Source organism: Arthrobacter sp. P1_C12_2 (assembly GCF_056406415.1).
Genome location: NZ_JBFUAF010000001.1, coordinates 1 through 12,539, shown reverse-complemented (window position 1 = coordinate 12,539; position 12,539 = coordinate 1). Strand labels below are relative to the sequence as shown.

Genomic DNA, 12,539 nt, shown 5'->3' with positions numbered 1-12,539 from the left:
AGTGCCTCAGCGACGGCCCCCGGTGCCATACTGGGGACGCAAGCCGCCGTCGGGCAGGCTGGCACCTACTTGCGAGGACTCCTTGAGCGAACATCTCCGCCTTTCGGGCGTATCCCACGGCTATGGGGACCGCCAGCTCTTTGCCGGCGTCGACATTGCCATCACGGCCGGTGAACATGTGGCGATCGTCGGCGAAAACGGCGCGGGCAAATCCACGCTGCTGCGGATCCTGGCCGGATTCGAGGCCCCGGACGAGGGTACGTCCGTCAGCCACGGCCGCGTGGGCTACCTGGCCCAGACCCATGGCCTGCCGGATCAGTTCACTGTCAGCAACGCGATCGACGCAGCCCTGGAATCACTCCGCGCGCTGGAGGCCGAGCTGGACCGGCTGGAGGACGGGCTGGCGGGCGCGGAAGCGGACGAACTGGAGCGATACGGGAACCTGCAGACGCAGTACCAGCTCAGGGAAGGCTACGCCGCGGAATCCCGGGTGGAGGCGGCGCTGGACAGGCTCGGCCTGGGCGGGCTGGACCGGATGCGGACACTTGGCTCGCTGTCCGGCGGGGAACAGGAACGGGTGGCACTGGCCTGCGTACTCGCCGACCCCGCGGACATCCTGCTTCTGGACGAGCCCACCAACCACCTGGACGCCAGCGGCACGGCCTGGCTGGAGGCGCGGCTGGCGGCGCACCGCGGCACCGTGGTGGTGGTCTCCCACGACCGCGTGCTGCTGCGCAAAGTGGCGTCAACCGTGATTGAGGTGGATGCCGAACGCCGGTCGGTCAGCCGGTATGGGAACGGCTATGAAGGCTACCTGCGGGAGAAAGCTGCCGAACGCCAGCGCTGGGCGCAGCAGTACCACGGGTGGCTGGACGCGATGGCAGCCGAACGGCTCCAGGCGGACACGGTCGCGGGGAAGATGGGCTACGCCCGCCAGCGCGACGGCGACAAAATGGGGTTCGACTTCAAGGCCGGCACGTGGCAAAAGGCGGCCACCAGCAAGGTCCGCAATGCCCAGGAGCGTCTGCGCAGGCTGGAGGCGAACCCCATTGACCGTCCCCCCGTGCCCCTGAAGCTGGCGGCGGATCTGCGGGCGGACGTGGCGGAAGGCCCGGCTCTTGAAGCGAAGGGGGTCGCGGTGCCCGGCCGCCTGGAACGCACGGACTTCCGGGTGGAAGCGGGCCAGAAAATCCTCATCACGGGCCCCAACGGTGCCGGCAAATCCACGCTGCTCTCCGTCCTCGCCGGCACGCTGGACCCGGCCCAGGGCAAAGTGGTGAGGCACGGCCGGATCGGCTACCTGCAGCAGGAACTGGAACTCCCAAAGCGCCCGGGACTGCGGCTCCTGCCCGCTTTTGCCGCGGGCCTGGGCGGCAACATCGATGAGCACGCCGAGGCGCTGCTGCGCCTGGGGCTCTTCCGGACCAGCGAATTCCACGTGCCGGTGGGCAGCCTTTCCGCGGGGCAGCAACGCAGGCTGGCGCTGGCCCGGCTCCTGCTCGGCGGGTTCGGGACGATGCTGGTGGATGAGCCCACCAACCACCTGGCGCCCGTGCTGGTGGAACAGCTTGAAGCGGCCCTGTCCGATTTCGCAGGGACACTGGTCATGGTCAGCCACGACCGCGCGCTGGGGGAGTGGTTCAGCACCTGCGCCAAGCGAAGCGGGGCAGGCGCCGGGCAAAACGGCACCGGGAACTGGCTCCGGTACGCCATGCGGGACGGCGCACTGGCGTAGTGGAACGATTCGCCGGGATTTTCGAAGCCCAAATAGAACATTGTTCGGCCATTCCACAGATCAAGCGTCACTAATTAGGCATAGTGCCTGACTGGTGTTGCCCGCGTCACGGCCAGGCCGGGAATTCTAGTACGATGGATGAGCCGCGCGAGGGTTTGACTCCTTGTGAGGTTCGGTACATGTTGCTGCCCCCCGGGCAGAACCGGTAACCGAATCCCGGTCCCGTCCCGGCCATAATCCGACCTACAAGGAACCGTTGTGCCATCAATTACCCCCACAGAACTCAAGAGCGCGCCCGCGGAATCCGCCGTCGACTCGACCCTCAGCGCCGAGGGCTATAAGAAGACCCTGAGCGGGCGCCACGTGACGATGATCTCGATGGGCGGCGCGATCGGCGTCGGCCTGTTCATGGGCGCCGGCGGACGCCTGGCCTCCACGGGCCCGGCGCTGATCTTCTCCTACGCCATCGCCGGCGTGATCGCCTACCTGCTCATGCGGGCACTGGGCGAGCTCATCATGTACCGCCAGACCTCGGGCTCCTTTGTCAGCTACGCCGGCGAAATGTTCGGCAAGAAGGGCGCCTTCCTCTCCGGCTGGATGTACTTCATCAACTGGGGCATGACCGGGATCGCGGAACTGATCGCGATCGGGCTGTACTTCCAGTTCTTCTTCCCCAACGTCCCGGTGGAAGCCTCCGCGATTGCCGCCCTCGCGCTGCTCGTGGCCGTCAACCTGCTCAGCGTCAAGGCGTTCGGCGAGTTTGAATTCTGGGCGTCCTGCCTCAAGGTCGGCGCCATCCTGATCTTCCTGGCCGTCGGCACCTTCATGGTGGTCACCAACGCCAAGGTCGGCACGGGCCATGCCTCTGTGGCCAACCTCTTTGCCGACGACGGCGGGATGTTCCCCAAGGGCGCCCTGGTGATGGTCCTCGTGCTCAACGCCGTGATCTTCGCCTACAACGGCATCGAACTCGTCGGCATCACCGCCGGCGAGATGGAAAACGCCAAGCGCGAAGTGCCCAAGGCCATCCGCGCCGTCGTTCTGCGCATTGTGGTCTTCTACGTTGGTTCCGTGCTGCTGCTGGCCATGCTGCTGCCCTCGGACCAGTACAAGGCCGGCGTGTCCCCGTTCGTCACCGTGTTTGGCCAGATGGGCCTCGGCTGGGTGGGCGACGTCATGAACATGATCGTCATCACCGCCGCGCTGTCCTCCTGCAACTCGGGCCTGTACTCGATCGGCCGCGTCTTCCGCACCATGGCCAACAACGGGCATGCCCCGCAGTGGCTCACCCGGATGTCCAAGCGCCACGTGCCGTACGCGGCCATCCTGGCGATCGCTGCCTTCTACCTCGTGGGCATCCTGCTGAACATCTGGCTGGGCGGCTCGCACGCCTTCGACCTGGCGCTGAACACCGCCTCGATCGGCGTGATCTTCACGTGGGGCGCCATCTTCGCCAGCCAGATCGCGCTGCGCCACCAGAAGGGCCGCGTCTCCAGCCTGCCCATGCCGGGCTCGCCGTGGACCAGCTGGGCCGGACTGGTCGCGCTGCTGGCCATCACCGTGCTGATCGGCTTCGACACCATGACCAGCAAGACCGGCGAGGTCTTCCACCTGGGCCTCTGGACCCTGGCCACCGTTCCGTTCTTCGCGCTGGTGCTGTGGCTGGGCTGGCAGAAGGTCAAGAACAACGCGCCCAAGAGCGAGCTCTACAGCTAGGACCCACCGGTCCGACGCGCGGCACGCTGTACTGCGACGACGGCGGCAGCCACCTTCAGGAGGTGGCTGCCGCCGTCGCGTTTAACCGCGTTTAAAGCGGAGAGCCTTCAGTAGCTGGCGGGGGTGCCGCCGGGTTCAACCACCGGGTCCGGTGGGATGAAGTCGGCGGCGAGTGCCTCGGAGCCGCGGGCCAAGATGGACACGTCGGCCCCGACCAGCACGAAGGCAGCGCCGGCTGCCAGGTAGGCGCGGGCCGTTGCGGGATTGAAGGCGTTCACGCCGGCAGGTTTGCCGGCCGCTGTGGCGGCGGCAAGGCAGTGTTCGACGGCGGCGCGCACCCGGGGGTGTTCCTGCTGGCCCAGCAGCCCCATGGAGGCGGCGAGGTCGGAGGGCCCCAGGAAGATCGCGTCGACGCCGTCCACCGCCAGGATGTTCTCCACCGCGGCAACCGCGGCAACGGACTCGATCTGCACGGTGACGCTGACGGTTTCGGAAGCGCGGGAGAGGTAGTCCGGGATGCGGTTCCAGCGCGCGGCCCGGGCCAGGGCAGAACCGACGCCGCGGACGCCGTGCGGCGGGTAGCGGGTGGCGGCCACGGCGGCCTCCGCCTCGGCTGCCGAGTTCACCATGGGGATCAGCAGGTTCTGGACGCCCAGGTCCAGGTACTGCTTGATGAGCACCGTGTCGTTCACCGGCGGCCGGACCACCGGAAGAACCGGGTAGCCGTGCACGGCCTGCATCTGGGCCAGGATCGATTCGAGGCCGTTGGGGCTGTGCTCGGCATCGATCAGGAGCCAGTCCAGGCCGGCCCCGGCGCACAGCTCGGCGACCAGCGGGCTGCCGGAGCACACCCACATCCCGGCCAGCGGGCGGTCCGCCGCGGCCAGGGCGTGCTTGAAGGTTGCGTCGGGTTCTACTCGAAGCGGCATGTGATGCTCCCCAGCGGTCCGTAGTCGGCGTGCACGGTGTCACCTTTGTACACCCAAAGGGGCCGGGTGAAGGAGCCGGCGAGGATGATGTCGCCGGCCTTCATGCCGTCGCCGTGGGCGGCGATCTTGTTGGCGAGCCAGTGCACGCCGTTGGCCGGGTGGTCAAGGACCCCTGCCGCGACGCCGGTTTCCTCCACGGTCTGGTTCTTGTAGAGGATGGCGGAGACCCAGCGGAGGTCCACGGCGTCGGGACGGACGGGGTTTCCGCCCACCACCATGGCGCCCATTGCGGCGTTGTCGGCGATGGTGTCCACGATGGTCCGGCCCTCCATTTCGATCCGGGAGTCCAGGATCTCGAGGGCCGGGACCACGTAATCGGTGGCGTTCAGGACGTCGAAGATGGTGCAGCCGGGGCCGGCCAGGTCCTTCTTCAGCACGAACGCCAGTTCCACTTCGACCCGCGGGTGGGTGTATTGGTCCCACCGCACCGCGCAGCCGGTTTCCAGCACCATGTCATCGAAGATCGCGCCGTAGTCCGGCTCGGTGATGCCGGTGGCGGCCTGCATCGCCCTGGACGTGAGGCCGATCTTGCGGCCCACGAGCCGGCGTCCGGCGTCCTCGTTGCGGCGCCGCCACAGCTGCTGGACGGCGTAGGAGTCCTCCACCGTCATCTCCGGGTAGCGGGCGGTCAGGCGGGGGACCGGTGTCCGGCTGCGGCCGGCTTCCAGCAGTTCGTCTGCGATGGCCTCGATCGTCGCGGGATCCAGCACGCTAAACCTGCGCTCCGAGCTTGAAGCCCGTCTTCTCCCCGGCGGGGCCGTCCTCTTCCTTGCGGGTGTAGGAGAAGCCGTCGGCGCCCACGGTGACAGCCATTTCGCTTTTTTCCTCACGGACGATCACGGGCTGCGGGTTGCCGTCGAGGTCCAGGACCAGGGAGGCCTCGGTGTACCAGGAGGGGACCACGGGGTTGCCCCACCAGTCGCGGCGCTGGTTGTCGTGGACGTCCCAGGTGATGGTGGGGTTGTCCGGGTCGCCGGTGTAGTAATCCTGGGTGTAGATCTCGATGCGGTGGCCGTCCGGGTCCAGGATGTAGAGGTAGAACGCATTGGAGACACCGTGCCGGCCGGGGCCTCGTTCGATCCGGTCCGAGATGCGCAGGGCGCCCATCTTGTCGCAGATCTGGATGATGTTGTGCTTCTCGTGCGTGGCGAAGGCAATGTGGTGCAGCCGCGGGCCGTTGCCGCCGGTCAGGGCGGTGTCGTGCACGGTCTGCTTGCGGTGCATCCACGCGGCGTACGTGACGCCGTCGGAGTCCTTGATGTCCTCGGAGACGCGGAAGCCCAGGTCTTCAAGGTACTTGCGGCCGCGCGGGACGTCCGGGGTGACCTGGTTGAAGTGGTCCAGCCGCACCAGCTCGCCGGCGGAGTAGAGGTCGTAGCGCTGCGTGAGGCGCTCGACGTGTTCGGTCTCGTAGAAGAATTCGTAGGGGAAACCGAGCGGATCCTCGACGCGGACGGCGTCGCCGATGCCTTTGGTGAAGCCTTCCTTGCGGCGCTCGGTGCGGCAGCCCAGTTCCTTGTAGTAGGCCTCGGCGGCGTCCACCTCGGCCGGGGATTTCACCCGGTAGGCGAAGGCGGCCGCAGCGGCCACGGGACCCTTACGCAGCACCAGGTTATGGTGGATGAACTCTTCCAGGGACCGCAGGTAGATGGTGTTCTCGTCTTCCTCGGTGACGTGCAGGCCCAGCAGGTCCACATAGAACTCGCGGGACTTGGCGAGGTCCGTGACCACGAGTTCGAGGTAGGCGCAGCGGACGATGTCCGGAGCCGGGACTGTGGGTGTGGGGACGAAGTTGGTCATGGCGTTCTCTCTTCTTTGAAAGGGGTCTGGTTGGCGCCGGCTGGAAAATTAGGCGCCGAATTTAGGCGTATGAACAGCGCCGAGGCTGATGTGGACGGCCTGTTGGTCGGTGTAGAAGTCGATGGACCGGTACCCGCCCTCATGGCCCAGGCCGGAGGCCTTGACGCCGCCGAACGGGGTGCGGAGGTCGCGGACGTTGTGGCTGTTGAGCCAGACCATGCCGGCCTCGACATTCTGGGAGAAGTTGTGGGCCCGGGTCAGGTTCTGGGTCCAGATGTACGCCGCGAGCCCGTACCGGGTGTTGTTCGCGAGGGCGAGGGCCTCCTCGTCATTATCGAACGGGGTGATGGCGACCACGGGGCCGAAGATCTCCTCCTGGAAGATCCGCGCGTCCGGGGCGACGTCGGCGAACACCGTCGGGGCGATGTAGTTGCCCTCCGGGAGGTGGTCAGGGCGGCCGCCGCCGGCCAGCAGTCGGCCTTCGGACTTGCCGATCTCCACGTAGGAGGCCACTTTGGCGTAGTGCTCGGGGTGGACCAGCGCGCCGACCTCGGTCTTGGGGTCGTGCGGGTCCCCGACCACGATGTTCTTGGCGCGGGCGGCGTACTTGTCGCAGAATTCCTCGTACACGGCGCGCTCCACCAGGATCCGGGAGCCGGCGGTGCAGCGCTCGCCGTTGAGCGAGAAGACGCCGAACAGGGCGGAGTCGATCGCGGCGTCGAGGTCGGCGTCGGCGAACACGACGCACGGGGACTTGCCGCCGAGCTCCATGGAGAGGCCCTTGAGGTTGGCCGCGGCGTTGCGGAAAATCGTCTGGCCCGTGGTGGTCTCGCCGGTGAAGGAGATCAGCGGCACGTCCGGGTGCTTGACCAGGGCATCGCCGGCTTCCTCGCCGAGGCCGTTGACCAGGTTGAACACGCCGTCGGGGAGGCCGGCGTCCTTGAAGATCGTCGCCCACAGCGAGGCGGACAAGGGCGTGAATTCGGCCGGTTTGAGGACCACGGTGTTGCCGGTGGCCAGGGCCGGGGCGAGCTTCCAGGACTCGAGCATGAACGGGGTGTTCCACGGGGTGATGAGCCCGGCGACGCCGATCGGCTTGCGGTTGACGTAATTGATCTGGGCGCCGGGGACCTTCATGGCGTCGTCGAACTGGGCCACGATCAAGTCCGCGAAGAAGCGGAAGTTCTCGGCCGCGCGCAGCGCCTGGCCCTTTGCCTGGGTGATGGGCAGGCCGGTGTCGAAGGTCTCGAGCTCGGCCAGGCGTGCCTCCTGGGCTTCGACGGCGTCGGCGATCTTGTTCAGGACGCGGGCCCGCTCGCGCGGCTTCATCTTCGGCCACGGGCCGTTGACGAACGCCTCGCGGGCGGCGGCGACGGCGAGGTCGATGTCTTCCTTCTGGCCGGCGGCGGCGGTGGCGTAGTTGGTGTTGGAGACCGGGTCCAGGACATCGAAGGTTGCCCCGCCCACGGAATCAACGAATTCGCCGTTGATGTAGTGCTGGATGTGGGTGGGAAGACCCTGCGGAACGTAGTGGGTGGTGGTTTCTGCGGCTGTAAACGTCATTGTTTTTCCTAACTGATGGTGCAACGCGGGGTCACTTACGGCCCATGCCGGGCGCCTCAATGGGCGCTAAGTGACCCCGTGTTGGTTTGGGCGAGGTACGCGTCAAGGGTGGCGCTGCGGTGCCGGCGGGCGGCCTTTTCGATGTCATCCGGGCTGGCGCCGGTCTCGATGAGCTGCAGCAGCGCCTCATGCTCGTCCACCGACTCGTGGGCCCGTCCCGGGACGAAGCGGAACGTGGAGGACCGCAGCGATGCCAGCCGGTTCCAGCCGCGGTGAACGAGGTCCAGGATGTGCGGATTGGGGCAGTGCTCGAACAGGACGCTGTGGAAGTCCTGGTTCAGCCGGGTGAACCGGACGGGGTCGAAGTGCTGCAGGCACTCGCGCATCTCCGCGTTGACGGCCCGGGCGCGGGCCACGTCCGCCGCCCCGATCAGCGGGGCCGAGAGTGCCGTGGCGGCGCCCTCGACGATGCTGAGGGTCTGCATCGTGTAGAGGTATTCGGTGGGGTCGATGCCGGACACCGTGGCGCCGACGTTCCGCTCGAACTTGACCAGGCCCTCGGCCTCGAGCCGGCGGATGGCTTCACGGACCGGCACCACGCTGACGCCCAGGTCCTCGGCGATCTTGGCCAGCACCAGCCGGTAGCCGGGGGAGTAGGTCCCGTCCACGATCCGGGACTTGACGGCCGCATAGGCCTGCTCGGACTTGCTGCCGGAGGTCCCCGTTCCGGCCGGCGTGGCTGCGGCACTGGCCGTGTCAGTCATTGGCTTTGCCTGCTTCCCATTCCTGGTACCGGGTCCGCCATGCGGCGTTGAGCGGGTAGAGGCCGTCCACACTGTGGCCCTGCTGCACCATCTCGGCGATGAAGGTTTCCTCGCGTTCCTGGGCGATGGAGTCGTCCGCGAGCTCTTCGGCGAGGGCCGGCGGGATCACCAGGATGCCGTCGGCGTCGGCGACGATGATGTCCCCGGGCTGCACGGTGGTGCCGCCACAGGCGATGGTGATGTCCGTGTCCCACGGGATGTGCCGGCGGCCCAGGACGGCCGGGTGGGGGTTGGCATAGTAGGTGGGCATGTCCATGGCTGCCACGGCGGAGAAGTCGCGCACGCCGCCGTCGGTGATGATGGCCGCGGCGCCGCGGACCTGGGCGCGGAGGGCCAGGATGTCGCCGATGGTGCCGGTGCCCTTTTCGCCGCGGGCCTCCATGACGAGGATCTCGCCCTCGTTGACGGAGTCGATGGCCTTCTTCTGGGCGTTGAAGCCGCCGCCGTGGGTCTTGAACAGGTCCTCGCGGTTGGGCACGTAGCGCAGGGTCCGGGCCAGCCCCACGATCCGCCGCTCCGGCCGCGTGGAGGTCAGGCCGTCGATGCTGACGTTGTTCAGGCCGCGCTTGCGCAGCTGGGAGGACAGGGTGGCCGTGCAGACGGACTCCAGTTTGGCCTTCAGCTCCGGTGGCAGGATCGCCCCGACGGCGGCGAGGCCGGCCGCTTCACGGGAACCGTAGGCTTCCTCCCGCTGCAGGTCATCGGTCTTGGGCCGGGCGCCGAAGTCCGCGAACGGCGTCGTACCTTCCCCCACCCGGGTGACCAGCCGGCCGGTGGTGAGGGCGCCGCCGTCATTGTCCACCTCCACCTCGACGACGTCGCCCGGCTTGGCCACCGACGCCCCGGCGGGGGTGCCGGTGAGGATGATGTCGCCCTCTTCGAGGGTGAGCAGCTGGGACAGATCGGCCACGAGCCGGGCGAACGGGAAGAGCAGGTCCTCCGTGGTGTCGTCCTGGACCAGCTCGCCGTTGTGCCACGTGCGGATCCGCAGTTTTGCGGGATCGACGGCGTCTGCCGGGATCAGGCCCGGGCCTACAGGTGTGAAGCCGTCGCCGCCTTTGGAGCGGAGGTTGGAGCCCTTATCCGCGTAGCGGAGGTCGTAGACGCCGAGGTCGTTGCTGGCGGTGACCGACTCGACATGGCTCCACGCGTCCTCGATGCCCACGCGGCGGGCGGGCTTGCCGATGATCAGGGCGATCTCGCCCTCGAAGCCGAGGAGTTCGCAGCCGGCGGGCCGTTCCACGGTTGAAGGGGCCTGTGCCGAACCGAGAGCCAGGGAGGACGACGGCTTCAGGAAGTAGGAGGGCTGCCCGGGTGTGCGGCCGCGCTGGGCTGCCCGGCTGGGGTAGTTGATATGCACCGCGATGACCTTGCGGGCCGCGGCCAGGGTGTGGTCGGTGACCTGTTCCAAGTGCTACTCCTCATCGAGTACGAAATCGTATACGAAATACTATGGCCCGGGAAGCGTGGAGCGTCAACCTCTTTTGCGGGACTTTCGCCGGGGCTCTTCGGGGCGCTTGTAACCTGCGTCATATCTGCCGTACAGTTTTGGATCAGGAACCAAAATTCTATTATCGAACGTGCAGTTCTATTATCGAACACGCTACGACGGTGAGAGACCGCCACACAACGAAGTGAGGAAACCCCGTGCATTTCCACCACAACGGTTACGTATCCGGTGACCCGCGAGTCCAGCCGGCCGCCGGCGTCGGCATCGACAGGCCCACGCAGCTTCCCGACGAGGTTGATGTGCTGATCGTGGGCTCCGGCCCCGCAGGCATGCTCGCCGCGGCCCAGCTGTCCCAGTTCCCGGGCGTCACCACGCGGATCGTGGAGCGCCGGCCGGGCCGGCTCGCCATCGGCCAGGCCGACGGCATCCAGGCCCGCAGCGTCGAGACCTTCCAGGCCTTCGGCTTCGCCGAGCGCATCATCGCCGAGGCGTACCGCATCACCGAGATGGCGTTCTGGAAGCCGGACCCCGCGGCCCCCTCGAACATCGTCCGCAGCGCCCGCACCCTCGACGACGCGGGCGGGATCAGCGAGTTCCCGCACCTGATCGTCAACCAGGCCCGCGTGCTCGATTACTTCTCCGAGTTCATGGCCATGTCCCCCACCCGAATGACCCCCGACTACGGACTGGAGTTCCGCGGCCTGCAGGTCACCGGCGAGGGCGAGTACCCGGTCGCCGTGACTCTGACGCACACCGCCGGTCCCGACGAAGGCCGGGAGCGCATTGTGCGGGCCAAGTACGTGGTCGGCGCGGACGGCGCCCGCAGCAAGGTGCGCGAGTCGATCGGCTGCACCATGGCCGGAGACCAGGCCAACCACGCGTGGGGCGTCATGGACGTGCTCGCCACCACGGACTTCCCCGACATCCGCCTCAAATGCGCCATCCAGTCCCACGACGGCGGCAGCATCCTGCTGATCCCGCGCGAGGGCGGACACCTCTTCCGCATGTATGTCGATCTCGGCGAGGTCGCCGCGGACGACCACGGGGCCGTCCGCAAGACCACCATCGAGCAGATCATCGCGAAGGCCAACGCGATCATCCACCCCTACGCGCTCGACGTGCGCAACGTGGCCTGGCACAGCGTCTACGAGGTGGGCCACCGCCTGACCGACAGGTTCGACGACGTCCTCCCGGAGGAGCTCGGCACCCGAACACCGCGGGTGTTCATCACCGGCGACGCGTGCCACACGCACAGCGCCAAGGCCGGCCAGGGCATGAACGTCTCCATGCAGGACGGCTTCAACATCGGCTGGAAGCTCGGCCACGTGCTGGAGGGCCGCAGCCCGGAGAGCCTGCTGTCCACGTACTCGGCCGAGCGGCAGGTGGTCGCGAAGAACCTCATCGACTTCGACAAGGTGTGGTCGACGCTCATGGCGAAGAAGCCCGAGGAGTTCGAGAACCCCTCCGAACTCGAGGACTTCTACGTGCGCACCGCCGAGTTCCCCGCGGGCTTCATGACCGAGTACTCGCCGTCGATGGTCGTCGCCGAGGCGACGCACCAGGAGCTGGCCACCGGCTTTCCTGTCGGCAAGCGCTTCAAGTCCGCGCCCGTCGTGCGGGTCTGCGACACCAATCCGGTCCAGCTCGGCCACCAGGCCACGGCGGACGGCCGCTGGCGCATCTATGTCTTCGCGGACGGGGCAGCGCCGGGACAACAGGCGGCAGCGCCGTCGCCGGCCACGGACTTTGCCGCGTGGCTGGCCGGCGCGCCGGACTCACCTCTGGCCGCCACCCCCGCGGGGGCAGACCGCGATGCCTGGTTCGACGTGAAGGTGATCTACCAGCAGGACCACACGGGCATCGATATCTGCACCGTCCCTGCGGTGTTCAAGCCGGAGGTCGGCCCGTTCAAGCTCACCCACCTGGAGAAGGTCTACGGCACCGACCCGGCGGCGGACATCTTTGAGCTGCGCGGAATCGACCGCGGCGGCGTCGTCGTGGTGGTGCGCCCGGACCAGTACGTGGCCAACGTCCTGCCGCTGACGGCGACGGCGGAGCTCGCCGCGTTCTTCGCGCCCCTCCTGCGAGCAGGCAACGGCGCCCGTGAATTCCAGCACCACGCGGGCTAAGCGCCGGCACACGGGCACCCTTCCGATGGCGCACTGACGCTACGGAAAGCGTCCCGTGACACGGCAATGGCCCGGCGCTACGGTATACCCTCTCTGTCAGCCTGTCGTGAGACAGATTGTCTTCGCGACAGGCGGGCGGGTTGGGCATGACGAAGTCGACTGGGAAGGTGCCGTTCCGGACTCTTGAGGAGAAGCTTTCGATCCTGGAGAAGTACGAGGCTGCCCCGCGTGGTCAAAAGGGTGCGGTGTTGCGTGAGTATGGGATTTCGGGGCATGCGGTCGGGATTTGGGCTTACGCTCGGGATCATGATGAGTTTGCTGCGACTCCCACGG

At 67.5% G+C, this 12,539-nt stretch carries 10 protein-coding genes; 4 read left to right on the top strand and 6 right to left on the bottom strand.

What is annotated here, in order from left to right:
* Positions 1-82 precede the first annotated feature (82 nt).
* A complete protein-coding gene (locus AC1DZQ_RS00050) occupies positions 83-1,735 on the top strand; it encodes an ABC-F family ATP-binding cassette domain-containing protein (protein WP_476961541.1) in 1,653 nt (550 codons plus the stop codon).
* Between the two features lie 258 nt (positions 1,736-1,993).
* On the top strand, positions 1,994-3,451 hold the full coding sequence (locus AC1DZQ_RS00045; RefSeq protein ID WP_476953032.1) for an amino acid permease: 1,458 nt from the start codon (positions 1,994-1,996) through the stop codon (positions 3,449-3,451).
* Positions 3,452-3,558: 107 nt separating this feature from the next.
* On the opposite strand, the gene AC1DZQ_RS00040 is transcribed toward AC1DZQ_RS00045, so the two are convergent.
* From AC1DZQ_RS00040 to AC1DZQ_RS00015, 6 genes are read right to left on the bottom strand one after another with little or no spacing between them, the layout of a single operon-like run.
* Positions 3,559-4,380, bottom strand: a complete 822-nt coding sequence (locus tag AC1DZQ_RS00040) for an aldolase/citrate lyase family protein (RefSeq protein ID WP_476961540.1) — start codon at positions 4,378-4,380, stop codon at positions 3,559-3,561.
* Positions 4,365-5,150 carry a 2-oxo-hept-4-ene-1,7-dioate hydratase gene (gene hpaH / locus AC1DZQ_RS00035; RefSeq protein WP_476961539.1) on the bottom strand — a complete coding sequence of 262 codons (786 nt, stop codon included), beginning with the start codon at positions 5,148-5,150 and terminating at the stop codon, positions 4,365-4,367. The genes AC1DZQ_RS00040 and hpaH overlap by 16 nt, the downstream gene beginning before the upstream one ends.
* 1 nt (position 5,151) lies before the next feature.
* Positions 5,152-6,240, bottom strand: coding sequence for a 3,4-dihydroxyphenylacetate 2,3-dioxygenase (hpaD, locus tag AC1DZQ_RS00030; protein ID WP_277526464.1), 1,089 nt, complete (start codon positions 6,238-6,240; stop codon positions 5,152-5,154).
* 48 nt (positions 6,241-6,288) lie between these two features.
* Complete coding sequence (gene hpaE / locus AC1DZQ_RS00025; RefSeq protein WP_476961538.1) at positions 6,289-7,803, bottom strand: 5-carboxymethyl-2-hydroxymuconate semialdehyde dehydrogenase; 1,515 nt, start codon at positions 7,801-7,803, stop codon at positions 6,289-6,291.
* 56 nt (positions 7,804-7,859) lie between these two features.
* On the bottom strand, positions 7,860-8,567 hold the full coding sequence (locus AC1DZQ_RS00020; protein ID WP_476961537.1) for a GntR family transcriptional regulator: 708 nt from the start codon (positions 8,565-8,567) through the stop codon (positions 7,860-7,862).
* A complete protein-coding gene (locus AC1DZQ_RS00015; RefSeq protein WP_476961536.1) occupies positions 8,560-10,038 on the bottom strand; it encodes a fumarylacetoacetate hydrolase family protein in 1,479 nt (492 codons plus the stop codon). The genes AC1DZQ_RS00020 and AC1DZQ_RS00015 overlap by 8 nt, the downstream gene beginning before the upstream one ends.
* A gap of 236 nt (positions 10,039-10,274) precedes the next feature.
* Between AC1DZQ_RS00015 and AC1DZQ_RS00010 the strand changes: the two genes are divergently transcribed.
* Together AC1DZQ_RS00010 and AC1DZQ_RS00005 are read left to right on the top strand one after the other, a co-directional pair.
* Positions 10,275-12,206 carry an FAD-binding monooxygenase gene (locus AC1DZQ_RS00010; RefSeq protein ID WP_476961535.1) on the top strand — a complete coding sequence of 644 codons (1,932 nt, stop codon included), beginning with the start codon at positions 10,275-10,277 and terminating at the stop codon, positions 12,204-12,206.
* 146 nt (positions 12,207-12,352) lie between these two features.
* A partial coding sequence (locus AC1DZQ_RS00005; protein WP_476961534.1) for a hypothetical protein occupies positions 12,353-12,539 on the top strand: 187 nt, incomplete at its 3' end.

What these genes read in the sequence shown, in the direction of transcription:
- AC1DZQ_RS00040 (WP_476961540.1), bottom strand. Translation starts at nt 4,380, where the DNA reads ATGCCGCTTCGAGTAGAACCCGACGCAACCTTCAAGCACGCCCTGGCC.
- hpaD (WP_277526464.1), bottom strand. Translation starts at nt 6,240, where the DNA reads ATGACCAACTTCGTCCCCACACCCACAGTCCCGGCTCCGGACATCGTC.
- hpaE (WP_476961538.1), bottom strand. Translation starts at nt 7,803, where the DNA reads ATGACGTTTACAGCCGCAGAAACCACCACCCACTACGTTCCGCAGGGT.
- AC1DZQ_RS00020 (WP_476961537.1), bottom strand. Translation starts at nt 8,567, where the DNA reads ATGACTGACACGGCCAGTGCCGCAGCCACGCCGGCCGGAACGGGGACC.